The organism is Agarivorans gilvus (genome assembly GCF_001420915.1).
Classification (GTDB): Bacteria; Pseudomonadota; Gammaproteobacteria; order Enterobacterales; family Celerinatantimonadaceae; genus Agarivorans; species Agarivorans gilvus.
This window is the reverse complement of sequence record NZ_CP013021.1, coordinates 1,261,300-1,286,025: the sequence shown is the minus strand read 5'-3', so window position 1 is coordinate 1,286,025 and position 24,726 is coordinate 1,261,300. Positions and strand designations below refer to the sequence as shown.

At 46.8% G+C, this 24,726-nt stretch carries 18 protein-coding genes and 2 pseudogenes; 15 read left to right on the top strand and 5 right to left on the bottom strand.

Features of this window, described 5'->3' with window-relative positions:
• Window positions 1-29 precede the first annotated feature (29 nt).
• The gene (gene hpf / locus AR383_RS06045) at window positions 30-404 is read right to left on the bottom strand and encodes a ribosome hibernation-promoting factor, HPF/YfiA family (protein WP_055732329.1); all 375 of its coding nucleotides are present in this window, start codon (window positions 402-404) and stop codon (window positions 30-32) included.
• Window positions 405-673: 269 nt separating this feature from the next.
• On the opposite strand from hpf, the gene AR383_RS22515 reads away from it, so the two are divergent.
• From AR383_RS22515 to AR383_RS06010, 7 genes are all read left to right on the top strand, one after another.
• Window positions 674-2,008: a sensor domain-containing diguanylate cyclase gene (locus AR383_RS22515; RefSeq protein WP_055732328.1), complete on the top strand. Its 1,335-nt coding sequence runs from the start codon at window positions 674-676 to the stop codon at window positions 2,006-2,008.
• Entirely contained in the window at window positions 1,897-2,883 is a 987-nt protein-coding gene (locus AR383_RS21955) for a putative bifunctional diguanylate cyclase/phosphodiesterase (protein ID WP_269465147.1), read from the top strand. Before AR383_RS22515 ends, AR383_RS21955 begins: the two co-directional genes overlap by 112 nt.
• A 90-nt stretch (window positions 2,884-2,973) precedes the next feature.
• Window positions 2,974-4,746, top strand: coding sequence for an extracellular solute-binding protein (locus AR383_RS06030; RefSeq protein WP_229711114.1), 1,773 nt, complete (start codon window positions 2,974-2,976; stop codon window positions 4,744-4,746).
• Window positions 4,747-4,752: 6 nt separating this feature from the next.
• Window positions 4,753-5,847 (top strand): microcin C ABC transporter permease YejB, encoded by a 1,095-nt coding sequence (locus AR383_RS06025; protein WP_055732326.1) that lies wholly within the window; start codon window positions 4,753-4,755, stop codon window positions 5,845-5,847.
• Complete coding sequence (locus AR383_RS06020) at window positions 5,847-6,899, top strand: ABC transporter permease (RefSeq protein ID WP_055732325.1); 1,053 nt, start codon at window positions 5,847-5,849, stop codon at window positions 6,897-6,899. The genes AR383_RS06025 and AR383_RS06020 overlap by 1 nt, the downstream gene beginning before the upstream one ends.
• Before the next feature lie 11 nt (window positions 6,900-6,910).
• On the top strand, window positions 6,911-8,482 hold the full coding sequence (locus tag AR383_RS06015) for an ABC transporter ATP-binding protein (protein WP_055732324.1): 1,572 nt from the start codon (window positions 6,911-6,913) through the stop codon (window positions 8,480-8,482).
• A 35-nt stretch (window positions 8,483-8,517) separates the two neighbouring features.
• A complete protein-coding gene (locus tag AR383_RS06010; protein ID WP_083481511.1) occupies window positions 8,518-10,461 on the top strand; it encodes a transglycosylase SLT domain-containing protein in 1,944 nt (647 codons plus the stop codon).
• Here the strand turns inward: AR383_RS06010 and pdxH are convergent.
• Window positions 10,451-11,103 (bottom strand): annotated as a pseudogene (pdxH, locus tag AR383_RS06005) (pyridoxamine 5'-phosphate oxidase). The gene AR383_RS06010 and the pseudogene pdxH sit on opposite strands and share 11 nt — an antisense overlap.
• Window positions 11,104-11,300: 197 nt before the next feature.
• On the opposite strand from pdxH, the gene AR383_RS06000 reads away from it, so the two are divergent.
• From AR383_RS06000 to AR383_RS05965, 8 genes and pseudogenes are all read left to right on the top strand, one after another.
• Window positions 11,301-12,320 (top strand): LacI family DNA-binding transcriptional regulator, encoded by a 1,020-nt coding sequence (locus AR383_RS06000; RefSeq protein ID WP_055732322.1) that lies wholly within the window; start codon window positions 11,301-11,303, stop codon window positions 12,318-12,320.
• Between the two features lie 294 nt (window positions 12,321-12,614).
• Window positions 12,615-13,448, top strand: a complete 834-nt coding sequence (locus AR383_RS05995) for an SDR family oxidoreductase (protein WP_055732321.1) — start codon at window positions 12,615-12,617, stop codon at window positions 13,446-13,448.
• Window positions 13,448-14,461 (top strand): low-specificity L-threonine aldolase, encoded by a 1,014-nt coding sequence (gene ltaE / locus AR383_RS05990; protein ID WP_055732320.1) that lies wholly within the window; start codon window positions 13,448-13,450, stop codon window positions 14,459-14,461. The genes AR383_RS05995 and ltaE overlap by 1 nt, the downstream gene beginning before the upstream one ends.
• A gap of 9 nt (window positions 14,462-14,470) precedes the next feature.
• The gene (locus AR383_RS05985) at window positions 14,471-15,742 is read left to right on the top strand and encodes a CinA family nicotinamide mononucleotide deamidase-related protein (protein ID WP_055732319.1); all 1,272 of its coding nucleotides are present in this window, start codon (window positions 14,471-14,473) and stop codon (window positions 15,740-15,742) included.
• Between the two features lie 91 nt (window positions 15,743-15,833).
• Window positions 15,834-16,840, top strand: a pseudogene (gene msrP, locus AR383_RS05980) (protein-methionine-sulfoxide reductase catalytic subunit MsrP).
• 274 nt (window positions 16,841-17,114) lie between these two features.
• Window positions 17,115-17,741: a protein-methionine-sulfoxide reductase heme-binding subunit MsrQ gene (locus tag AR383_RS05975; RefSeq protein WP_055732318.1), complete on the top strand. Its 627-nt coding sequence runs from the start codon at window positions 17,115-17,117 to the stop codon at window positions 17,739-17,741.
• A 504-nt stretch (window positions 17,742-18,245) separates the two neighbouring features.
• Window positions 18,246-19,106, top strand: a complete 861-nt coding sequence (locus AR383_RS05970; RefSeq protein WP_055732317.1) for a patatin-like phospholipase family protein — start codon at window positions 18,246-18,248, stop codon at window positions 19,104-19,106.
• A 428-nt stretch (window positions 19,107-19,534) separates the two neighbouring features.
• Window positions 19,535-20,509, top strand: coding sequence for an alpha/beta hydrolase family protein (locus tag AR383_RS05965; RefSeq protein ID WP_055732316.1), 975 nt, complete (start codon window positions 19,535-19,537; stop codon window positions 20,507-20,509).
• Between the two features lie 445 nt (window positions 20,510-20,954).
• On the opposite strand, the gene AR383_RS05960 is transcribed toward AR383_RS05965, so the two are convergent.
• The 3 genes from AR383_RS05960 to AR383_RS05945 all read right to left on the bottom strand — a co-directional run bounded on the left by AR383_RS05960 (window position 20,955) and on the right by AR383_RS05945 (window position 24,618).
• Window positions 20,955-22,063 (bottom strand): IS3 family transposase gene (locus AR383_RS05960; RefSeq protein ID WP_157051611.1). Its coding sequence is split into 2 segments (ribosomal slippage): window positions 20,955-21,814 and window positions 21,814-22,063, totalling 1,110 coding nucleotides; the frame shifts between segments, so codons are not numbered across the junction.
• 178 nt (window positions 22,064-22,241) lie between these two features.
• Window positions 22,242-22,697: a lactoylglutathione lyase gene (gloA, locus tag AR383_RS05950; RefSeq protein ID WP_055732315.1), complete on the bottom strand. Its 456-nt coding sequence runs from the start codon at window positions 22,695-22,697 to the stop codon at window positions 22,242-22,244.
• A 46-nt stretch (window positions 22,698-22,743) separates the two neighbouring features.
• On the bottom strand, window positions 22,744-24,618 hold the full coding sequence (locus tag AR383_RS05945; RefSeq protein ID WP_055732314.1) for a hybrid-cluster NAD(P)-dependent oxidoreductase: 1,875 nt from the start codon (window positions 24,616-24,618) through the stop codon (window positions 22,744-22,746).
• Window positions 24,619-24,726 lie beyond the last annotated feature (108 nt).

Here is a 24,726-nt window from a genome sequence, read left to right as displayed (position 1 = left end):
TGGCTTGGTATTACTTTATTTAGTTAAGCTTATGCGGCTTGTTCATCATCTGAACTGACTTCGTTGTCATCCGCTTCTTCGGGTTGACGTAGGAAGTCTTTTCCTGAGCGGCTAGCTCTATGGGCATTCGGCTTTTCCTGGAAGCGATGTAGCTGGCGTTCCAGCTTTTGCCCCAAATTGTTAATCGCAACTGTTAAGTCTTGATGTTCGTCGCTGGCAAACAGTTGACCATTTGGCAAGTTAATTTTGGCTTCGACTTTTACCTTCTTATTGTCGGTGGTGATAATTACTTTTGGCGAAATGAGCGGAATTTGGTTTTTCTCTAGTTTTTGAAAACGCGTGGCGATGTGCTCACGAATGCTTGGGGTGATAGAAACGGTTTTGCTGGTAATATCAATAATCATAAGCCTCCCAAAGACTATTCAGTAATTATTTCAATTTCAGAATACGTTTTTAAAAAATAAAAAACCAGCGCTAGATCACTATTTCTGACGACTAATTTGCGCTTCTATCAACGAATGTGAAGACGCAGAAAAAAGTATTATAAAATGCTTGAAATGTCTTGAAACTGGCAGGGATATTCGGCACATTGGAATGAATAACATGCGGTTGGTGTTAATAACAAAGGTTTAAATAATAAGCTCAAGGACGACTTGCTTTAACATTTTTTATTATGCACGACGCTAAACCTCAAATACCTGCCCTGGATTCTCAGTTTACGCCTGCTCAGTTCTCTGCTGTTTTATCAGAGCTTGCGCTCGCCTTAGCAACGCAATCGAGCGATGGTTTTTTTGAACGACTGTTGGAATTGTTGGCCGAGTATTCAGGCGCTTGTGAAGCTTATATCGCTCATTTAGATGCGCGCACCCCTTCTTTACCTTGTATTCGTTATTGGCGAAATGGTCAATTTATTAAAGGTAAGTTAAGTCCTGTTTCTCCTCGCCTGTTGGCTGATATGCGCCACTCTACGGTACTGTGTAGTCATAACTTAGCTGAAGATTACCCCGACTACGCTAGCGTTCAACCTGAAATAGCCCAGCCGCTGCATGGTTTTTGGGCGCATCAAATTCAGCAGAGTGACGGCGTGCGAGCCTATTTGGCTTTGAGCTTTGTTCAGCCGGAAGTGGCGGAGCAAACACTCAATGCGCTGGTGGCGCCATTTTTAGCCCGTGTAAATAGTGAACTGTTAAAGTGTCAACAAACCGAAGCATTAAGCTTAGCCGCGGTAGCCTTTGAGAGCAGTGAAGGCATGGTAATTAGCGATGCTAATTATCGGATTGTTAAAGTGAATAAGGCTTTTACACGAATCACGGGTTATCAACAAAGCGAGGTCTTAGGGCAGTCATTAGGGGATTTATTTGCCGATCCTGCACCGCAACTGAAAAAGGCCAGCGACGGTAGCCTGCGTTATCAAGCGGAAGTTCAGCGACTGCGCAAAAATGGTCAAACTTATACCCAGCAAGAAACCATGACGGCGGTATACAATACCAGTCAAGAGCTGTCGCATTACGTACTTTACTTGCAAGATATATCCGCCACCATCGCCAGCGAGCAGCAAATTCAACATTTAGCCTACTTTGATGAGCTTACAGGCTTGCCTAATCGTCGTAAGTTACGCGAAGAATTAGCCAGTTGTTTTAGTTTGGCCAAAAAGCAGCATGTGATTGGCGCCTTGTTATTTATCGATCTCGATCATTTTAAGAATATTAACGATTCTTTAGGCCATGCTGCTGGTGATTGGATATTGCAGCAGGTGGCAAGCCGTTTACAGGGCTTGATTCGCGAAGGCGATTTATTGGCGCGTTTAGGTGGTGACGAATTTGTTTTATTGCTAGCCGATTTAGGCGACAGCCCCCGCATGCCGAGCAGCAAGCTAATATTGTGGGTAAACGCCTCATTGAGACCATTTCCAGCCCTTATCCTTTTGATGAGCAGTTTTTACATATTGGTGCCAGCGTGGGGATTACCCTGTTTCCTGGTAAGGGGCAAACTGCAGAAGATTTATTAAAACAAGCCGATACCGCGATGTATCAGGCAAAATCGGCGGGACGACGTACGGTTATCTTTTTTGATGATGCGATGCAGCGCCAGGCCGATAAACGTTTGCAAATGCATAACGCGCTGCGAGGCGCCTTGGCTAATCAAGAGTTGTTATTGTATTTTCAGCCGCAACACATGGTAGCCACTGGCGAATTGGTGGGCGCAGAGGCGCTGGTACGTTGGCAGCCAGAAGGTAAAAGTTTAGTCTCGCCAACCGAGTTTATTCCAATTGCCGAAGAGTCGGATTTAATCATCGATATCGGCATGTGGGTGCTTGAGCAAAGTTGTATGTACATGGACAAATGGCAAGACATGGGCTTGTTATTACCGGAACTGTCAGTCAATGTCAGCGCTAAGCAGTTCCATCATCCGGAATTTGCCGAACGAGTTGAAGAGTTGATGTCGCGTTACCATATTGATAGCGCGATGCTTAATTTAGAGGTGACCGAGTCAGTGGTGCTGGGCCATGCTGAAGATACGATTCGCAAGATGGAGCAGTTAAGAGAACTGGGCTTGCGTTTTTCTATCGATGATTTTGGCGCGGGCTATTCGTCTTTGAGTTATTTAAAACGTTTGCCAGTGGATGAATTGAAAATCGATCGCTCGTTTATTCGTGACATTCCTCGCGATAGCCGTGACATGGCGATTGTGGATGCGGTGATTGACTTGGCCAGTCACCTTGGTTTTACCGTGACTGCCGAAGGGGTAGAAACTCGCCAGCAACTAGAATACTTAAAGCAACAGGGCTGCACTTTCTATCAGGGCTTCTTATCGAGTAAAGCGGTTCCCGTTGACGCGATGGAACGCTACATTAAACGCTTTCAAGGGAAATTTGCTCGATAGCCCGTTAACTTTTGGCTGCGAGTCGGTTATAACTAGGGTTCGATCTTAGTTAAGTTAATGATTCAATTAACCCAAAAGGAAGCGCATATCATGAAATGGCTGTTTTCGGCTTGTTTATTACTGCTGGTTAACCTTGCCCATGCCGAACAATTCGTGCGTTCCCACGCTTTAGTGATGCACGGAGCCCCCGCCTTAGCTGCAGACTTCGCTCATCTCCCTTATGTTAATCCTAATGCGCCTAAGCAAGGCAGTATTACCCATGAAGCGCAGGGAACCTTCGATACATTTAATCCTTTCATCGTAAAAGGTAATCCCGCCGCTGGAGTGGGGCAAATCTACGATACCTTATTAAGTGCTAACCAAGATGAAGCCTTCGCCCTCTACGGCTTATTAGCCGAGACTATCGACTTACCCGCCGATCGCTCTTGGGTGCGTTTTAATCTGCGCCCACAAGCGCGTTTTCATGACGGTGAACCGGTCACCGCCGACGATGTGGTATTTACCTTTAATTTATTGATGGAGCAGGGTGCACCATTTTATCGCGCTTATTATGGCAGCGTTAAATCGGTTAAAGCCGAATCTAAGTTAAGTGTTCGCTTCGATTTTGTGGATGGTTCAAACCGAGAGCTACCGCTGATTTTGGGCCAGCTACCGATATTGCCTAAACATTTTTGGCAGCAACATGATTTTGCTAAAGCCGATTTAACCCTGCCTTTAGGTTCTGGCCCTTATCAAATAAGTGAATACGATACTGGCCGCTCGGTTAGTTATAGCCTAGTCAAGGATTACTGGGGTAAAGACCTCGCGATTAATCGCGGGCGTTATAACATCGCTACAATCAACTATGAATATTACCGAGACTCGTCAGTAGCTTTAGAAGCATTTAAGGCAGGGCGTATTGATTATCGCTTAGAAACTAGCGCTAAAGATTGGGCAACTGCCTATACGGGGCCAATGTTTGACAGTGGTAAGGTGCATACCGATGTACTGAAAAACGAAAATCCACAGGGCATGCAGGGCTTTGTATTTAATACTCGCCGTGAGATGTTTAAATCGCGGGATATTCGTAAAGCCATTGGTTTATTATTCGACTTTGAATGGACCAATGAGCAATTGTTTTATGGTGCTTATAAGCGCACCGAAAGTTATTTTGCTGCTTCGGAATTGGCCGCAACCGGTTTACCTGAAGGGGCAGAGTTAGCCTTATTAAGTCCGTTTAAAGAGCAATTGCCCAAGGAGCTGTTTACTACTCCGTTTAGCTTGGATAAAACCCGCGGTGATGGCAACGTGCGTCCGCAAATGCGCGAAGCTTTGGCTTTGTTGAAGGGCGCGGGGTGGCAATTAGACAAGGGTAAGCTGGTGAACGCTCAAGGCCAGCAAATGCATATTGAGTTTTTGCTGTATCAAAAAAGTTTCGAACGCATCGTTTTACCCTATACCCGCAATTTACAAAAAATCGGCATTAGCACCGAGATCCGCTTAGTGGATGTGTCGCAATACGTGAATCGAGTGCAGAGTTTTGATTTTGATATGGTGGTAGGTAGCTTTGGCCAATCCTCCTCTCCGGGGAACGAGCAACGCGATTTTTGGGGCAGTAAAGCCGCCGATCATGTGGGTTCACGAAATATCATCGGCATTAAAGACCCGGTTATCGACCAGCTTATTGAAGCGGTGATTGCGGCTGACGACAGAGACGCGTTAATCGCCGCCACGCGGGCTTTGGATAGAGTGTTATTATGGTCTTACTACGTGGTTCCTCAATGGCATTTAAATGCTTGGCGAGTTGCCTATTGGGATAAGTTGAAACGTCCTGCTCGCAACCCTAAATATGGTATTGGCCTTGATAGCTGGTGGGTAGAATAAGCCTCAATGACTAGCTATATTCTGCGTCGCTTATTGTTAATGATCCCCACTTTGTTGGGGATTATGACACTTAATTTCATCATCATTCAGTCGGCCCCTGGTGGGCCTGTTGAACAAGCCATTGCTAAAATTCAGGGCATCGATACCTCCGCTACTCGACGAGTGGATTCGGGCATTGATACCGAAATTATTCAAACTAATAATGGTTCAAGTTCTAGCAGTCAATATCGTGGCGCACAGGGGCTTCCAGCCGAGTTGGTGCAAGAACTAGAGCAGCTTTATGGGTTTGATAAACCCTTGCATCAGCGTTATTTTGAGATGTTGGGTAATTATCTACGTTTTGATTTTGGTGATAGTTTCTATCGAGACAGTTCGGTAGTGGAATTGATTCTGGAAAAAATGCCGGTGTCGATATCGCTAGGCTTATGGACCACCTTATTGGTTTACGGTATTTCCATTCCTCTGGGGATCCGCAAAGCGGTAAAGCACGGTAGTCGCTTCGATGTGTGGAGTTCAACCCTAGTCACCATTGGTTTTGCCATTCCTAATTTCTTGTTTGCCATTATGTTGATTGTATTGTTTGCTGGAGGCAGCTACTGGGACTGGTTCCCACTGCGTGGCCTTACTTCAAGCAATTGGGATGAACTAAGCTTACTGGGTAAAGTTGGCGATTACTTTTGGCACTTAGCCTTACCTGTCACGGCGATGGTGATCAGTAGTTTTGCTACGCTGACTATGTTAACTAAAAACTCCTTTCTCGATGAAATTAATAAACAATACGTATTAACCGCTCGCGCCAAGGGCTTAAGCGAGCGAGGCGTGTTGTACGGTCACGTATTTCGTAATGCCATGTTGTTGGTGATTTCCAGCTTGCCAGCGACCTTAATCAGTATTTTTCTCACTGGCTCATTTATGATTGAAGTGATCTTTTCTCTAGATGGCCTAGGTTTACTCGGTTTTGAAGCGGTGGTGAATCGTGATTATCCGGTAGTGTTTGGTACCTTGTATATGTCGACTTTAATTGGGCTGATTCTAAAGCTAATTAGTGACATCACTTACACCCTGATTGATCCCCGAATTAACTTTGAGGGGAGACAATAATGGGGGTACTTGCACAGTGGCAGCGGATTAAAGCCAGTCCAATTAATCAGCGTCGTTGGTCGCAGTTTAAGGCGAACCGTCGTGGCTATTGGAGTTTTTGGATCTTTCTGGTGTTGTTTTTTATCAGCTTATTTGCTGAGTTTGTGGCGAACGACAAACCGATTGTGATCCGCTATCAGCAGCAGTGGATGATGCCGATTTTTCAGCAATACAGTGAACTGGACTTTGGTGGCGATTTAGATATCGAAGCCGACTATGCCGATCCTTATATTCAAGAGCTGATTACCCAGCAGCAGGGCTGGATGTTATGGCCGCCAGTGCGTTTTTCTTACGATAGCATTAATTTTAACTTAAGCGTTCCTTCACCATCGCCGCCTACGGCAGAAAATTGGCTGGGTACTGATGACCAAGGGCGGGACGTATTTGCCCGTTTGTTATATGGCTTTCGCCTATCAGTTTTATTTGCGCTGGTCTTGGCGATTAGTAGTTCGCTGATAGGGGTCGCGGTGGGCGCAATGCAAGGTTATTTTGGCGGACGCGTTGATTTGTTTGGCCAACGCTTTATTGAGATTTGGTCTGGCATGCCACAAATGTTCTTGTTAATCATACTATCTAGCTTGGTACAACCCAGCTTCTGGTGGCTGCTAACTATTTTATTGATGTTTAGCTGGATGAGCTTAGTGGATGTGGTGCGCGCCGAATTCTTACGTGGCCGAAACCTTGAATATGTGAAAGCGGCGCGTGCTCTTGGGGTGGGCGATAGAGCTATTATGGCTAGGCATATTTTGCCCAATGCGATGATCGCCACGCTCACCTTTATGCCGTTTATTTTCATCGGCGGTTTAACCGCCTTAACCGGTTTGGATTATTTAGGCTTTGGTTTGCCACCGGGCTCTCCTTCCTTAGGGGAAATGGTGGCGCAAGGTAAAAACAACTTACAAGCTCCGTGGCTGGGGGTTACCGCCTTCTTCTCTATGTCGGTTATTTTGGTGTTGTTGGTATTTATTGGTGAGGCCGCTCGCGATGCCTTTGATCCAAGAAAGCGTATATAGGTAGCTGAGTAATGAATAAGTTGTTAGAAGTTAAACAGTTATCGCTTAGCTTTGGGCAAGGGCAAACTGTAGTGAAGCCGCTCAGTTTTGATATCTATCAGGGTGAAGTGTTTGCTTTGGTGGGGGAAAGCGGCTCGGGTAAGTCTGTTACTGCCCTATCTATTTTGTCTTTACTGGGTGAAAGCGCCCAGCTTAGTGGAGAGGTTTATCTAGAAGGGCAACCGATCCTCAACCAAGCCAAACACTTACTACAGGCCTTGCGAGGCGATCAAATCTCGATGATTTTTCAGGAGCCCTTAAGCTCTTTAAACCCGCTACACAGCGTGGAAAAGCAAATTAGTGAGGTGTTGTTTATTCATCGAGGTTTGAGTAAACAACAGGCGCGTAAGCGGGTACTGGAACTGTTGGACCTAGTGGGCATTAGTGAACCGGAAAAGCGTTTAAACAGTTTTCCTCATCAGCTTTCTGGTGGGCAGCGCCAGCGAGTAATGATAGCCATGGCACTGGCGGTGGAACCTAAGTTGCTGATTGCCGATGAACCTACCACGGCACTGGATGTGACCATTCAACGGCAAATTCTTGAGTTAATCAAAACACTGCAGCAAAAGTTGGGCATGGCAGTATTGTTAATTAGCCATGATCTTAACGTAGTTCGTCACTATGCTGACCGAGTGGCGGTGATGAAAGATGGTGAGCTAGTGGAAGTGGAGCATACCGAACAACTGTTCTCAAATCCGCAGCATGCCTATACCCAAATGTTGCTAGACTCCGAACCAGTGCGCGGCGAACTACCGCAAGCTCAGCAAGAGTGTTTATTACAAGCTCAGCAGTTGAAGGTGTGGTTCCCGATTAAGCGGGGCTTATTGCAACGCACGGTTGATCACATCAAAGCGGTTGACGGTATTGATTTTAAGTTACATCGAGGGGAAACCTTAGGCGTAGTGGGCGAAAGCGGTTCGGGTAAGAGCACCTTGGCTCAGGCGGTGCTGCGCTTAATCGACAGTGAAGGCGAGATCTACTTTAAGGACCAGTCGCTTAGCCAATATAAAATGAAGCAAATGCGGCCGCTACGGCGTTATTTGCAAATTGTTTTTCAAGACCCTTTTTCTAGTCTCAGTCCGCGGATGTCGGTATTGCAAATCATTGGGGAAGGTTTGCAACTGCATTTTCAACTTAAGCCAGAGCAACTTGAGCAGCGGGTGGCGCAGGCTTTACAAGATGTAGGCTTAGAGCCTAGCAGCATGCATCGCTATCCGCATGAATTCTCAGGCGGCCAGCGCCAGCGTATTTCTTTGGCGCGCGCTTTGGTATTAAAGCCTGAGGTATTGATTTTGGACGAACCCACCTCGGCTTTAGACCGCACGGTTCAAAAACAATTGTTAGAGCTACTAAAAAAACTGCAAGTAAAATATAACCTTAGCTACTTGTTCATTAGCCATGATTTGGCCGTAGTGCGAGCACTGTGCCATCGAGTGCTGGTGATGCAGCATGGACAGATGATAGAGCAGGGCGAAACCGAACAAATTTTTTCTCAGCCTAAGCAAGAATATACTCGCCGATTAATCGAAGCTGCGTTAATCTAAATACGAGTTGTTTAGTTTAATGGGGCGCCATAATCATGTTTCAGCGGTATTGGCGAGTCGTTGTGTGGGTAAGCTGCATGGTATGCTTGAGTGTAGCTCAGGCCAGTCAACTGTCTTCCCAGCAGCAGTCATACAAAGATGTGCGGGAGCTGCAGCGTAAGCAGCAATGGCAAAATGCCGAGCGCTTAATGGCGCAATTGGTCGACTATCCCCTGCTTAATTATCTTCAATATTACCAGTTACGTGGTCAGTTACAGCAGGCTACTCAAGCGCAAGTTGAACAGTTTATTAGGCAAAACCCCCAGTCTTATTTAAGTTCTGCTCTACAACGTCGCTTTATGTTAGAGCTGGCCAGGCGCGAGCAATGGCAAGCCTATCTCAATTTTTATCCACAGCAACCCAATAGCGTTGATTTACAATGCCATCATTTTTACGCCCAACTGCAAGTAGGTAATAACAAGCAAGCATGGCAGGGCGCGGAGCAGTTATGGTTGTATGGCCGTTCACGCCCCAAGGCTTGTGATGCTTTGTTTGAGCGCTGGGAGCAAGCAGGACAAATTAGCAATGACTTGCGTTGGCAACGCATCTTGCTCAGCTTTCAAGCTAGGCAGTTAGGCTTGTTAAAATACCTAGCAAAACCGTACTCTGGTAGCAATAAAGCCGATGCCAAACTGCTGTTAGAGGCCTATGCTAAACCGATGTCGGTTATCAGCTCTGGCAAGTTAAACTTGGGCAACTCTGCTCGCCATCGCGATATTAGCCTGATGGCCATTAAGCGCTTGTCGCGCCAAGACTTAGATGCCGCGGTGGAACACTTACAACGGTGGCAAAAAAAACTCGCTAAATCTACTGCGCTCTACCGTAACGTGGAAGCCTACCTAATTCGTCGAGTGATCGATGAACCAAGCCCGTCCTTATTAAAGTGGGCGGATAGGCAACTGCGCTTGCATCCCGATAGTAGCATTATAGAGCGGCGGATCCGTCTTGCCATTGCCGAGCTAGATTGGCCGCAAATTGGTGTGTGGATTGCTCGTTTGCCGCAAGCTAAACAAAGCAGCGAACGTTGGACCTATTGGCAAGCTCGCTCTTTAGTGGCTCTAGGCCAGCAAGAGCGAGCCGAGCCGACCTTACAGATACTGGCTAAAGAGCGTAGTTATTACGGTTTTTTGGCGGCGCAGTTTTTACAGCAGCCCTATCAGTTAGGCGAACAGCGTCATCAAACCAGCCAAGATGTACTACAGCAATTAAACCAGCATCCCACGGTGTTAAAAGTGAAAGAGCTGCTGGCCTTGGAAGAATATTACTCGGCGCGCAGTGAGTGGAGTGGCCTGTTAAGGCGCTCCAGTTTACTGCGTCAGTTAGATTTAGGGGTACTGGCCCTAAGTAATGACTGGCAGGACTTGGCAGTGCAAGCGTCTATCGTTGCTAAACAGTGGGACCAATTAGAAATGCGCTTCCCGTTAAGCTTTAGCAAAGAGTTTGAGTATTTTGCCAATAAACGTCATCTAGAAGCGAGTTTGCTGTACGCGCTAGCGCGCCAAGAAAGTGCCATGTATCCCTTGGCGCAAAGCCCGGTGGGGGCGCGCGGTTTGATGCAGCTAATGCCCGCTACTGCTAAAGAAACGGCACGAAAAATTGGCTTTAGCTATCGCTCTCGCCAGCAATTGTTTGAACCCGAAGATAACATTCGCCTAGGCAGCGCCTACTTCGATGGCTTAATGAACCGCTATCAAGGGAATCGTATTCTAGCTGCCGCAGCTTACAATGCTGGGCCTCATCGAGTGAATCGTTGGTTAGATGAGCGCGGTGATGTGCCGGCCGACGTGTGGGTGGAGTCGATCCCCTTTCGTGAAACGCGGCATTACGTACAAAGCGTACTGGCCTACCAATTGGTGTACCAATATCGGCGTAAGCAACAGTTAAGTCCGTTTCTTACGCCGAATGAGCTTGCTTATCCCTATGGAAAATCTAAGGGCTAAGACGGTCGACCTTCCAACCTTTAGCATCGCTGGTGTAACGGAAGCGGTCGTGCAGGCGGTCGGCCTTACCTTGCCAAAACTCGATGCAATCGGGGATCACTCGGTAGCCCCCCAAAATTCTGGTAGTGGCACTTCGCCACCGGCAAATTTGTCTTTGTACATCGAGACTTGTTGCTCTAGCGCTTCGCGGTTAGCAATCACCTGACTTTGGTGGCTAGCCCACGCGCCGACTTGGCTGCCACGGCCTCGGCTATGAAAGTAGTTTTCAGATTGCTGGTGGCTAACTCGTTCTACTCGACCTTCAATGCGAACTTGACGCTGCAATATATTCCAATGAAAGGTCAGACAGGCCAGCGGGTGAGTGTCTAATTCTTGGCCTTTGCGACTGCCATAATTAGTATAAAAGACAAAACCTTTTTCATCATACTCTTTAAGTAGCACGACACGGGCAGAAGGGCGACCATCTTCCCCCACCGAGGATACGGTCATTGATTCAGGCAGCACAATGCCGGACTGCTCAGCCTGTTTAAACCATGTTTCAAATAGTTCGAAGGGGTCTTCGGTTCCTGTGGGCTCCGGTGGTGACAGCAACACTCCTTGGCCCAAGGTAAGTGCACAGCGTATTTTACTTAACAGTGACATAATTCATTTGCTTAATTAGTTGATGAAACAGATAAAACTCTGCAGCAAAGGAAGCTAACTACATAGCTATTTATTGATCTTAGTTTACACTCTGAAGCACAGTTTAACTATCAAGTTTTGCTTTGGCTTGGTATAGTTTTGCTTGGTGAAAGTTTCAAATTAATTCTGCTCAGGCAGATGAAGAGAGGGTAAGTAATTTGGCCACTATTAAAGACGTTTCTCAGTTGGCAAACGTGTCTATTTCGACAGTATCCCGAGTCATTAACAATACTGCCCAAGTTGCACCAGAGAAGCGAGAGGCTGTGCTTCGAGCGATGGATGAGTTGCACTATCGTCCTAATAGCTTTGCTCAGGCTCTTGTGAGTAAGCGTTCAGACTGTATTGGTTTGATTGTGGGCGATTTAGGTGGTGGTCCTTTCTTTGTGCAAATGATGAAAGGCATCGAAGAAGTGGTGGATGAATCAGACAAATACACCATTGTGATGTCTGGTCACCATAGCGCAGAAAAAGAACGTCATGCGATTGATATTCTATTACAACGTCAGTGTGACGCGGTAATCGTTCACTCCATGGCCTTAAGTGATGATGAGCTACGTGAGATTGCTGATTGCGATACGCCATTCATTTTCATTAACCGTTTAGTACCGGGTTTTGAAAATCGCTGTGTTTATCTAGATAACCATCAGGGCTGTTATAAAGCGACCACCTTCTTGTTGGACAAAGGCCATAAAGACATCGCATTTATTACTACTGACGACTTATCGTTTACCGATGGTGTAGAGCGTTTATCGGGTTACCGTCATGCGATGGAAGAGCGTTTCGGTCCCTTGAATGAACAGTTGATCGCTCGCGCTTATCCCGATGAGGTTGGCGGCAGCCTAGCGGTGGAAAAACTTCTAGAACGTGGTGTAGAGTTTAGCGCCATTGTGGGTTACAACGATTCGATGGTGGCAGGTGCCTTGTCGGCGTTACGTGACCGTGGTTTTGATATTCCACGGCAAATTTCGGTAGTGGGTTACGACGATAATCACTACGCGCGTTTTGTTCATCCCAAATTAACCACGGTACGTTACCCAATTGAAGACATGGGTAAGCGTGCGGCGCAATTGGCGATTGATATTCTTGAGTCAAAAGGGGATGAAATGGGCCCAAATATCATGGATTTAAAATTCCACCCAGAATTAATCGTGCGCGACTCGGCTGCAGATAAATTGTGATCTAAGTCAATAAATCTAAATAAGGCTGCTTGCAGCCTTTTTTTTTGCTTGAGTTGAAAAGGTTTTCTGGTATCGTTTTCACATCGAATGCAACTGTTAGCCGCATTTGAAAAATTGAGTTTGAGATGACTTAATTGAAACTTTCCCGCTGTATAGGGTTGATTGAGTTACTTAGCTTTTCTAGGTATCAACAATTCTAAATAACTTGCTGTTACGACCTAATTCATTAGGTCGTTTTTTTTTGCCTGCGTTTCACTGCATAATAGCCAAATCAAGGGATATAAAGGAAAAGTGGTGATTAAGCGAATTAGTATTGTTGGCTGTGGTTGGTTGGGCTTGCCCTTAGCACAAAATCTATTGCAGCAAGGATTTCACATTCTCGGTTCGAGGCGTCAACTAGCAGAGTTAGCAGAATTGCATCATCTCGGCATCGAGGCATATCAGCTAGAGCTTAATCCAGAGATTGACTCAAATAATATCGCTGCCTTGCTCGATTGTGACTTGCTGATTATTAACATTCCTCCGCGAAGAAAAACCAATACTGCTGAATTTCATATTGCGCAAATTCAGCACTTGTTGGATGCCGCCGAGCGCTATCAAGTGAAACGTGTATTGTTTATCTCGTCGACCTCGGTATACGGTGCCCAACAAGGTCTAGTGGACGAATCCACGCCTCGCCAGCCAGAGACGAACTCGGGAAAAGCACTCAAGCAGATTGAAGATGACTTGCTTAGTCGCCAGGCTTTTCAGGCGAGTGTCTTGCGTTTTTCTGGCTTAGTGGGTGGGCAGCGTAAACCGGGACGATTTTTATCCGGCAAAACGGTGAGCGGAGCCAGTAGTCCTGTTAATATCATTCATCGTGATGATTGTATCGCTTTAATTAGTCGCTTAATTCATCGCGATCAATGGGGAGAGTGTTTTAACGCTTGTAGCGATCAGCATCCACAGAAACAGGCGTTTTATAATCTGGCGGCGCAACAACTCGGTGTGGCGCCTCCCCAGTTTGATCAGCAAGGCGGTAGCAACAAAATCATTAGCAATCATAAAATTAAAAGCAGTTTAAATTATCAATTTCAGTTTCCCGATCCAATGGCTTGGTTACAGGCAAATAAACAAGAGGCAGAGTAATGAGTGATTTTAGAAGTGATACCGTAACCCAGCCGAGTGAGGCAATGCGCAAGCTAATGGCACAAGCCGAAGTGGGCGATGATGTGTATGGTGATGATCCCACGGTGAATCGCCTGCAGGATTACGCAGCCGAGCGCATGGGCACCGAAGCCGCCTTATATTGCAGCTCTGGGACTCAGGCCAACCTATTGGCGATTATGGCGCACTGTCAGCGTGGTGATGAGTATATTTGTGGCCAACAAGCACATAACTACAAATACGAAGGCGGCGGTGCGGCGGTATTAGGCAGCGTACAACCACAGCCAATAGAAAACAGCAGTGACGGCAGCTTGGATTTAGCCAAGGTGGCGGCCGCGATTAAAGCCGACGACTTTCATTTCGCGCAAACGCGCTTATTGTCTTTGGAAAATACCATTGGCGGAAAAGTGCTTCCTCAAGCCTATTTGGCGAGCTTACGCCCCTTCGTTGAACAACATAAGCTGAGTCTTCACCTCGACGGTGCGCGCTTGTTCAATGCGGTAGTAAAAAGCGGCGAAGATGAGCGCCAAGTGATTGCGCCCTTTGATAGCTTTACCATTTGTCTATCTAAAGGCTTGGGTGCGCCAGTGGGCTCCTTGTTATTGGGTAGCGAGGAACTGATTGCTCGTGCTACCCGTATTCGTAAGATGCTGGGCGGCGGTATGCGCCAAGCCGGTATTATTGCGGCGGCGGGTTTATATGCCTTAGAAAACAACGTGGCTCGCTTGGCAGATGACCATGCCAATGCCTTGTTGCTGGCCGAGCAGCTAGCCAGCATTGAAGAGCTAGACTGTGACCCGAGCGCGGTGCAAACCAATATCGTTTACGCCCAGTGCCGCAAAGGACAATCGGCCGCGCTTGCTGGTGCCTTGGCCGAGCAGGGGATCTTGATGTCGGCTGGCTCGCCGATGCGCTTTGTGACCCACCTCAATGTGAATGAGCAAGATGTTCAACAGTTAGTGGCGGCAATTAAGCAGTTTTATCGCGGGCGTTAAGGAAGCAGTATGAAAATAGAAATGCTCAGTACCGGCGATGAAGTACTACAAGGTGACATCGCCGATACTAATGCGGCTTGGTGCGGCCAAGCCTTAAGCGACATGGGGCTAAGCTTTAGTCGCCGACAAACTGTTGCCGACAACTTGGACGACATCGTGGATGCCATGGCGCAAGCTGCCAAACGTAGTGATTGGGTACTGGTCAATGGCGGGCTTGGCCCAACGTCTGATGACTTAAGCGCTGAGGCGGCCGCCCGTTTACTGGGCACGGAACTAGAGCTTAACCAAGATTGGTTAGCTAAATTACAAGCTTGGTATCAGGCGCAAGATACCCCAATGCCTAGCAGTAACCTTAAGCAAGCAATGCTACCTAAAGGCGCGACCTTGGTGGATAACCCCATCGGTACCGCCTGTGGTTTTATTATTGAATATGCCGGTGCCCAGCTCATTTTTACTCCTGGCGTGCCCAGCGAGTTTAAACAAATGCTTCAACAGCAATGGTTTCCGCTGCTGGCCAAGCAGCAGCCACAAGCGCAGGGCGAAGTAAAACGCTTTTATACTTTTGGCCTTTCTGAATCATCCTTGAGCGATCGTTTAGATGGCTTTGCCTTACCCGAGGGAGCACGCCTTGGTTATCGCTCGGCGCGCCCTAGCATCGAGGTGAAAGTTTTTTATCCACGCCCCGAAGCGCAGTTTACTGCGTTAATTGATTCGCTACGTGAACACTTGGCTGAGCATGTATTTTCCGAAGACCAGTCAGACTGGGCGCTACACTTACAACAGCTGATGATAGCGCAAAACAAAAAACTGGTGCTTGCCGAGTCCTGCACCGGCGGCATGTTGGCCAGTGAGCTGGTGGCTGTAGCAGGCAGTTCTGCCTATGTGGAACGTGGCTTTGTGACCTATAGCAACCAAGCTAAGCAGCAAAGCATTGGCGTGCCCGAGTCCTTACTAGCTGAATATGGCGCGGTGTCTATTCAAACCAGCCAAGCCATGGCAGAAGGTGCATTGCGCCATAGTGAAGCCGACATAGCGCTGTCTATCACCGGCATTGCTGGGCCGGGCGGCGGCAGTGAAGAAAAACCGGTAGGCACAGTGTGTTTTAGCTTGGCCGACGGCAAGCAGTGTTTTAGCCAGCAGCTACAAATGTTTAATCGAAGTCGCTCGGTGGTACGTATTATGTCTACAGCGGTTGCCATGGACATGCTGCGCCGTTATCTAACAGGCTTGCCAGTAATGGGTGATTATCAGCACCTTAAGCGGGTTGTCAGTAAGATGTAAGTCATACACAGCGTTGTGATATTGCGGTCTTTTTTGCAGCAAAGTGAAATTTATTCGGCACTGGTGTGGTCTGTTCTAAAAAGGAGATGCTATGTGGTTGAAAATTAAACGTGACTGGGAAGAGCCTGAATCTGCGGTAACCCCAGAAGCGCTGTTTAAACAGCGCCGCAATATCATTAAAGGTTTGGCGCTAGCCGGTTCTGCTGCGGCGCTGCCTGGCGTTGGTCAGGCAGCCTCTTGGTTTGGCAGTGACGAAGAGGAAAAAGCCGCCCTAGTACGCAAGGCCTTAACTAAAACCGATATTCCCCCCTTGCATAAGGACGCCTTAACCCCTGAGTCAAAGGCGACCAGCCATAATAATTTCTATGAGTTTGGCACTGGTAAAAACGACCCCTTAAGAAACAGCCGAGAATTTAATCCTCACCCGTGGACGTTCACCATCGACGGTTTGGTGGAGCAGCCGCTGACGCTAGACCTAGACAAGGTGATGGCAGATATGGCGCTGGAGCAGCGCATCTATCGGCTGCGCTGTGTAGAGGCTTGGTCAATGGTGATCCCTTGGGTGGGCTTTAGTTTGAGCGAGTTGCTAAAAAAGGTTAAGCCTCTGTCTTCCGCTCGTTATGTGGCCTTTGAGACGCTCTACGATCCCCAGCAAATGCCCGGCCAGAAAAGCCCATTCATTGGCGGCGGTATCGATTACCCCTATGTGGAAGGGTTGCGCCTAGACGAAGCGATGAACCCACTAACCTTTATGGCGGTGGGCATGTACGGTAAAACCTTGCCTGCGCAAAATGGCGCGCCGCTACGCTTAGTGGTGCCGTGGAAATACGGCTTCAAGAGCATTAAGTCGATAGTGCGGATCCGCTTTGTGGAAAACATGCCACCCACCACTTGGAACCTACTCGCCCCCATGAATACGGCTTTTATGCCAATGTGAACCCGCAAGTAGACCACCCGCGCTGGAGCCAAGCCAGCGAACGTAGAATTGATGATGCCGGCTTACTGGGGCGCAAACGTATTCCCACCGAGCTGTTCAATGGCTACGGTAAGCAGGTAGCGCATTTGTATAAAGGCATGGACCTAAGCCGTTACTTTTAGGGCCTGTTGATCTTTCGAGATGTTTTTTGCAGCAGTTTGTGGGATTTTTAAACAACGCAGAGGCTTTGAAATGTAGTTACTCTACCTGATAAACCGATAAGGTAGTAGAAAGCCCCCACAAACGCTGCCCAAAGGGTTCGGCCAAAAGCGTTTTACTCTTTGTTGAGAGCTGTTTTGCTTAGAATGCTAGGCTACAAAACTCTCTCCGCGATTAAAACGCTTTTGTCTCGAACAAAAATTAACCGCAAAAGGTCAACTGGCCCTAGGAATACCAATGAGCAAATCGCTAAACCGCTGGCTACAAAGCTATCGATGGCAGCTAAAGCTGCTGCTCCACCTAGCGCTGCTAAGCCCCTTAGCTTATTGCGTGAGCGCTGTGCTAATGCAGTGGTGGGGCGGTGATCCAGTGCAGCAAATCATTCATTACCTGGCTAATAGCGCGTTAAATATCTTGCTGCTGACCTTGTGCTTAGCGCCGCTTTCTCGGCGCTATAAAATTCCAGCCTTGCTGGCGTTTCGTCGTTTAATTGGCCTGTATGTATTTGCCTATGCCTGCTTACACTTGAGTGCCTATTGGCTGTTTGATTTGGCCTTAGACTGGTCACTATTTGTAGAAGAGCTAGTGAAACGGCCTTATATCTGGCTAGGCATGTTGGCCTTTATGGTGTTGCTGGCCATGGCCGTCACTTCCTTTAAAGCCCTGCAACAGCGCATGGGGCAGCGCTGGCTGCAATTGCATGGTTTTATTTACCCGCTGAGTTTGCTGGTGGTGGTGCATTTTTGGTGGTCACTTAAGTCCGGCTACTTAGAGCCTTTGATTTACGCGGCGATATTTTTGGGTCTGTTCTGGCCACGGCGTAAGCAAATCAGCCGCTGGTATAAAAGCTTCGCTAAAGGCTAAGGTCCGCTTATAAAAGATGGCGCTAAGTTTTAGCGCTTCACTCACCTTACTTCTTTCAACGTTTACCTCGCTTTTATTAAAACTAAGTTAAGCCATAATTTGTGAGCAAGGGGGTTGGCTTGTTTAGTGTTTTTAAGTCTTGTAGTTTAAAGGGATGCAATGTGGGATCAGTATAGATTCGGCGATTTTTACCTTTGGTGTTCCTGAGAGCTCTGATGCAGGTTTGGGCTATAGGAACTTTCGAGTTAGCGCTAACTCTTAATGGGTAGAAAAATACAATTCATGCTTAGTCGAGCAGCTGATCACTGTTTAGAGCAATTCGGGCGTGACTGCGATTTTAATATAGCACTTGAATACCCCGTGCCGTTTGCTGATGATATCATTAATATTGGAGAAAAATCAGACGTTTACAACGTAGGTTGTCGTTGGAAACTGTGCTCGAGATTGGTTAGCCGTGATATTTGCGGTAGGCTAGTATTTTGACTCTACGGATTCGGAACTTAAATGACACAGCAAATTGGCCCAAATGCACTCATCGTGGAGGGTGGCGCGAAGCGAGGTGTTTTCTCGTGTGGCGTGCTGGATAGCTTTTTAGCGCAGGATTTTTCTCCGTTTGACAGCTTTTGGGGAGTATCAGCTGGCGCCAGTAATCTTGCGGCCTATCTGGCCAATATGCCAGGGAGAAATCTGAAAATTTATACTGACTATAGTTGTCGCCGTGAATTCGTCCGTCCCGGCCAGTTTCTGCGCGGTGGTGATTTAATGGATCTGGACTGGATGTGGACTGTGACTCTGGCCGAGCTGGGGATAGACATGCACACTCTCAAACAGGAGTCGCGGCCGTTTTTTTTGGGAGTGACGCGACAGGATACGGGCGCTGCGGAGTACCACAGGCCGAAGCTTGCGTTGCTGACGGAAACGATGAAAGCCAGCAGTGCCGTGCCAATCGCCTACCGTCGCGGAGTGTTACTCGGCGGCGTGCCGTATGTTGACGGTGGCGTTGCCGATGCGATTCCGGTTGCTGAAGCCATTCGCCGGGGAGCCAAGCGGATTATGGTGCTGCGCAGTCGCCCGTCGGCGTATCGCAAGTCTCCAGTGAAAGCTCCCGGTTTGATGCGTCATTTACTGCGTCATACTCCTGCTTTGATTGAACCCATGTTGACACGGGATATTCGTTATAACCAAGCCGTGGATCTCATTGAAAGTCCGCCTCATGGTGTTGAGATTGTGCAGATATGTCCGCCGGATAATTTCCAGCTCAAAAGGTTGAGCCGTGATACCAAATCCCTACAACAGGCATATCAAAACGGTGTCGAAGCCGGTAAAGGAGCGATCAAGGCGTGGAATAGCGCTCACCGTTTTTAATCTAACCTGAGATCGGCCTGGTTTGTCGAGCAATCAATATCTGCCCAGCTACATTAAATTCCTCGTGTTATTCTCTGGCAGCCGTCGGCTCGGATAAGCATTCTCTTATCCGGTATCGTAATCTCTTGGGTAGTGTTATTCCCCTCAATCTCATCATTATTAAAGAGGGCTGCGTTATTCCACAATTACACGGCTTTGTCTTATTTAGCGTTAGGTTAAAGTTTCGTTAAGCCTTGTTTAGTAGCCAATGTTGTTGTTTTTAAGTTATTTTTTAGTCTTGTCTTAGCTTTGTTATGACTAAAAGATGTTAATGTTGGTTTTGTTTTAGTAGCGGCAGCCTAGTGTAATTGTAATTGTCATTGTTTAGTGATTTAGTTTAGGTAGGCTATTTTAATTCTCTTTAGTGGATATCACTTGATGGAGGCGAGATGATTAGGTTGATTGCGTCATTATTTTTTGCCATATCTTCATTCACCTATTGCTTCGCTGAAGAAGTAACCTTTAAGCACAAAAATACTCGTTTATCTGGGCATTACCTTGCAAGCACCAATGGCAAACCAGCTAAAGCGATTTTACTTTTTGTTCATGGTGATGGGGCGATGACCTATGATGCAGGAGGCTATTACAATCTTATTTGGGAGCCACTAAGACAAAATGGCTATGCTGTGTTTAGCTGGGATAAGCCAAATGTAGGGGGGTCTTCAGGAGATTGGCTTGAGCAGACCATGTTTGATCGACAATCTGAGGTCTTAGCTGCAATAGACTTTGTTCAACATAGATATAATTTTACAGCTCAAACTACGGGGCTTATCGGTTTTAGCCAAGCTGGCTGGGTCTTACCTGCCATATCAAATCAAAACTCAAAAATGGGTTTTGTTATTGGTATTGGCTTCGCTACTAATTGGGTTGAGCAGGGCCGGTATTACACAAAAATTCACAGTCAATTGGCGGGTAAAAATAACAAGCAAATCAGCGCTGCTTTAGCTGACTACACCAGAGAAATTTCATTTTTGCTACAGGCTCCATCGTATAGTGAATATGTAAAGTTTGCTGGAAAGAACGCTATGACCAAAGAGCGTTTTCAGTTTGTCTTAAACAACTTTAAATCGGATGCAAAACAAGATTATTCAGAGATTAAAGTGCCTAGTTTATATCTATGGGGTGATAAAGATCTCAATGTAAATGCAAAGCAAGAGTTTGCCTCTTGGAAAGAGAATAGCAATAGTTTTGTCACTACAATGCTAATAGCTAATGCTAGTCATGCAATGCTAAAGGCAGATTCATTTAGCGGTCAAACTATTGGGGCTCTGCAATGGATTAAACTCATGTGGTTAGAGCAAGATGCTTTTGCCGTGGAATTTATACCGACAATTTTAGCTTGGTTAGAACAGCGTAACATTTAGCTATTTGGCTAATGAATTATGATGCTGGCTTGGGCTCACTCCCAAAGATACGGCGAATAAAGCCTTGTGGGACTGATTATTTTTAAGAGCTAGGAATAAGCATGACGGATAATAAGCCTTTAGGTAGCTGTTATTGTGGGTAATCCAATTTAAAATACTTACAGATTCCCTTGAGCTAACTACCTGTGATTGTTGTTTTTTCTCGAAAAGAATGCCCTTATGGTTAAGGTGCATGAAATGTATACCGCTAAAAGATGAAAGCTTGTTGAGCGAGTCGCAGTTTCATACCAAAAATAGCTCACCACTATTGTTGTAAAGCTGTGATATTTATTTCATCGTAAACGTGTTGCTCCTGAACATTTCGGTATTAAAGTCGATCGTCTAGAAGGGGCTAATCCTAAGAGCATACCCATTAGAGCCACAATTGGTGCTGTCCACTTCCCCATTAATGAGACAGTTCTAAAGTAGAGTTTTCCAGTTTTGCTCGGTAAGCAGCCGGTGGCAAATTACCGAGACTTTCATGGGTTCGTTCTTCGTTGTAATCCAAACGCCAGAACCAAGCCATTTCTCGGACTTGTTCTAGCGATTCAAATAAATACGCATCCAAAAATTCTCGACGGAACGAGCCATTGAAACGTTCCACAAATCCGTTTTGCTGAGGCTTACCTGGCTGGATATAAACCAGTTGAATATGGTGCTGTTCACACCAATCTGTCAGCCTTGCCGAGATAAGCTCAGGCCCGTTATCGACTCGTAATTGAACCGGTAGACTACGCTCAGCTTTAATTTGCTCAAGTACGCGTACAACGCGCTCTGCTGGCAATGAACTATCTACCTCAATGGCAAGGCATTCCCGCGTACCTTCATCTACTACATTAAGTGTGCGGAAGCGTTTCCCGCAATAAAGTCCGTCATGCATAAAATCTAAGGCCCATTGATAGTTGGCTTTCGCTTCAACCTGTAATGGTTGCGCAATTCGCTTCGGTAATACTCGTTTAACCCGCCGTTTAAGGTTGAGTCCCATTTGGCAATACACGCGATAAACGCGCTTATGATTGAATGGATACCCTTTGTAACGCAGTCGGCCAAAGCACTTCCAAAAGCCCGCTCTGGGGGACTTCTTAAGCTCAGAATTCAACGCATCAATGACAGCAGCATCCCTTTGACGCCAATCGACTAATGGCCGGTAATAACTTGAACGGCTGATGTCAGCCAAGGTACAGGCTTTCAGAATGCTCAAGCCGGCACCGACCAATAATTGGGCACAGCTCCGTTTTTCTGCTGTCACCAGCCCTTTTTTGCGAAGAGTTCCTTCATCGCATGGTTTTCCAAACTGACTTCGGCAAATAACTTTTTCAGCTTCGAATTTTCCTCTTCCAACTCTTTGACTCGCTTGAGTTCAGAAGCATCCATGCCACCGTACTTAGATTTCCACTTATAGTACGTGGCGTTACTCATTCCGTGTTTACGACAGATATCTTCGACCTTCATCCCCGCGTCAGCTTCTTTGAGAATGTTGACGATCTGCGTTTCGGTAAAGCGTGATTTTTTCATGGCGTTCTCCTACGTTAATGAGTGTAGAAAACTCCATTTAAATTTGTGTCATTTTAGGGGAAGTGGACACTTTAGTTGATTTTTTCTAGCTTGGTTTAACTGTTTGAAGAACAAAAATAGGGCGAACAGTTGAAACTAACTGTATCGCCCTATTTACACTTGTCGTTAGCGATTAGAGTTACCAGCTGCCGGTACTTGGCATAGAGGCCCAAGGCTCTTGTGGAGCTAGGGATTCGCCTTGTTGTAGTAGCTCTACCGAAATGCCGTCGGGTGATACTACAAAGGCCATATGGCCGTCACGCGGAGGACGATTAATAGTAACGCCTGCTTGTTGAAGTTTGTCACACAGCGCGTAGATGTCTTCCACTGAAACCGCAATATGACCGAAGTTACGCCCGCCAGTATATTGTTCTTGATTACCGTCTTCATCTGGCCAGTTGTAGGTTAACTCTAAACAAGGTGCTTGTTCGGCTTTAACCCGTTCTATGTCTTCGTCGGCGGCCAAGTAAATCAATGAAAAGCGGCCTTGTTCGCTGTCGTAGCGACGAACTTCGCTCATGCCTAGCAGATCACAATAAAAATGCATAGATTCGTCAAGGTCTCGTACGCGGACCATAGTGTGAAGAAACTTCATGGGGTCTTCCTATCTATTGGTTAAAGTAAGGGTGAATTGAATGAGTTTAATCATGGGTGATACATAGATCATTCTCGGGTATACAACTGCAGCTAAGAATGTAGCCTTGTTGTTTCTCTGCATCGCTAAGGCCGCTGTCTTCTAGTTGCTTAACCTCACCACTTTGCAGTTTAACTTTGCAAGTGCCACAAAAACCACCACGGCAGGAGTAGGGTAATTGTAGGCCTGCTTGTTCAGCTTGTTCTAGTATATTTTGTTGGTTATTACCCTGCACATAGGTATCCCAGCTATCAAACAAAATATTAACCGGTTTAGACTGGCTAACGGGCTCTACCGCGTGGCCAAAGCTTTCTTCGAAAATCTCATCTTGGTGCACACCTAAGGCCAGTAGTTGTTCTTTGGCGCTTTGCATAAAACCTTGAGGCCCACAAATGAATACGCTGCGCTCTTCTAAATCGGCAATATCCATTAACATGCCACGATTAAGCCGGCCTTGATAACCCTGCCAAGAGTTAGTTGCCTCTTGGGTGAGGGTGTAATGCACTTGGCAGTGTTTGAAACTACTGGCGAGTAGCGCGATTTCTGCTTGAGCCATTAAGTCTTGCTCGCGGCGAGCACTATGTAAAAACACAATGTCTTTCGCTATGTTCATATCACTTAAGTAACGCAGCATCGACAGTATTGGCGTAATGCCACTGCCCGCAGAGAGTAGCAGCAGTTTTTGGTTGTTGGTGCGTTGTAGGTGAAAATCGCCGCTGGGGGCGCGCACCGCTAAACTCATGCCCGGCGTAAAGTGCTGATGTAGCCAATTAGAGACCAAGCCTTGTTCTAAGCTTTTCACAGTGATGGCCAAGCGCTCTGGGCGGCTGGGCGAACTGGACAGAGTGTAGTTGCGGTGCTCAGGTTTGCCGTCTATTTCAAAATCAAAAGCCAAGTATTGCCCCGCTTGATAGTCGCACTGGCGATGCGGTGGCGCGGCAAAAATATAGGTGGTTAAATCGTGGGTTTCGGCTTTTTTGGCAATGCATTGTAAATTTATGGTTTCGCCTTGTTGCCAGCTAGATTTGGTGGGCTCGGCTTGTTTACGTTTACTAATGTTTTCTGGGTAGTGCTCGGGTGTTTTAGTTTCCAGTACTTCCACCGGGTCATAAATGCTAATCGTGCCGCTGTTTAAGGCCACCACATTTTGTCCGAAGTAAACATTGCCATCGTCACCTTTGCGATATTCCGCCAAGGTTGTTAAAGGTTCTTTAGTGGGGGGAAACTCGCCGCTGCTTTGGTCTAGGGTGGTGAAGATGCAGCGAGAACAGCCGTTTTGTACTTCAAACTCTACATCGCCAATGCGGAATCGCTTCCAGCCGTCTTCGGCAAAGGCTTCGGTATTTTTCACCACTAAGTTGGGGCGAAATTGCGTCATGCTGTGAGTAAGTGTTGAGCGTAGGTTGAGATCTTCCAAAGAGGCTTCTGAGATCAGCAACAAGGGATAGCCATCGGCAAAGGCCACCTGGGTATCGCGCTGTTTTACCAAGCGTGAAGACTGTTCGCCAAAAAACAGCAATTGGCAGGGTTCACCAAGATAGTGGCTAAACCATGTATCGTAGTCATCATGGCAGTGCTGGCCTTGCACCCCGTCCTTCCAAATATTAACCGAACGGTAATCATCAGAAAAATCGGCGTAAATGATGTTTAAACTGGCCATTTCTGGGGCGCGTAATTGCAAACCTCTGGCGGTTAGCGCACTGTGAACTTGGGCCAGTTTCGGGTGGGTTCTGGCAGTGATTTGCTTGCCGCTCAAATCGGCGACCACAAAACGTCGATCAAAGGCTAAACCGTACTCTTCAACAAATACACGGTTAAGGTGGATCCCTGCGGTGGATTTGATGGGATAAATACTTAGTTGGCTAACACGCGGCTGATTCACTAGCTAAATTCCTTTGTTTTGCAGAGTATTTTAATACTACTGAAGCAGTGATAATGACACCATAGCAAATGCAAAATTAAGCTTAGATGAGTAGGGCTAAAGCGTGGC

Coding starts and splice junctions, on each gene's coding strand:
- AR383_RS06030 (WP_229711114.1), top strand. CDS start 2,974: ATGAAATGGCTGTTTTCGGCTTGTTTATTACTGCTGGTTAACCTTGCC.
- AR383_RS06010 (WP_083481511.1), top strand. CDS start 8,518: ATGTTTCAGCGGTATTGGCGAGTCGTTGTGTGGGTAAGCTGCATGGTA.
- AR383_RS06020 (WP_055732325.1), top strand. CDS start 5,847: ATGGGGGTACTTGCACAGTGGCAGCGGATTAAAGCCAGTCCAATTAAT.
- AR383_RS05965 (WP_055732316.1), top strand. CDS start 19,535: ATGATTAGGTTGATTGCGTCATTATTTTTTGCCATATCTTCATTCACC.
- AR383_RS05975 (WP_055732318.1), top strand. CDS start 17,115: ATGAGCAAATCGCTAAACCGCTGGCTACAAAGCTATCGATGGCAGCTA.
- gloA (WP_055732315.1), bottom strand. CDS start 22,697: ATGAAGTTTCTTCACACTATGGTCCGCGTACGAGACCTTGACGAATCT.
- AR383_RS06015 (WP_055732324.1), top strand. CDS start 6,911: ATGAATAAGTTGTTAGAAGTTAAACAGTTATCGCTTAGCTTTGGGCAA.
- ltaE (WP_055732320.1), top strand. CDS start 13,448: ATGAGTGATTTTAGAAGTGATACCGTAACCCAGCCGAGTGAGGCAATG.
- AR383_RS06025 (WP_055732326.1), top strand. CDS start 4,753: ATGACTAGCTATATTCTGCGTCGCTTATTGTTAATGATCCCCACTTTG.
- AR383_RS22515 (WP_055732328.1), top strand. CDS start 674: ATGCACGACGCTAAACCTCAAATACCTGCCCTGGATTCTCAGTTTACG.
- hpf (WP_055732329.1), bottom strand. CDS start 404: ATGATTATTGATATTACCAGCAAAACCGTTTCTATCACCCCAAGCATT.
- AR383_RS05985 (WP_055732319.1), top strand. CDS start 14,471: ATGAAAATAGAAATGCTCAGTACCGGCGATGAAGTACTACAAGGTGAC.
- AR383_RS05970 (WP_055732317.1), top strand. CDS start 18,246: ATGACACAGCAAATTGGCCCAAATGCACTCATCGTGGAGGGTGGCGCG.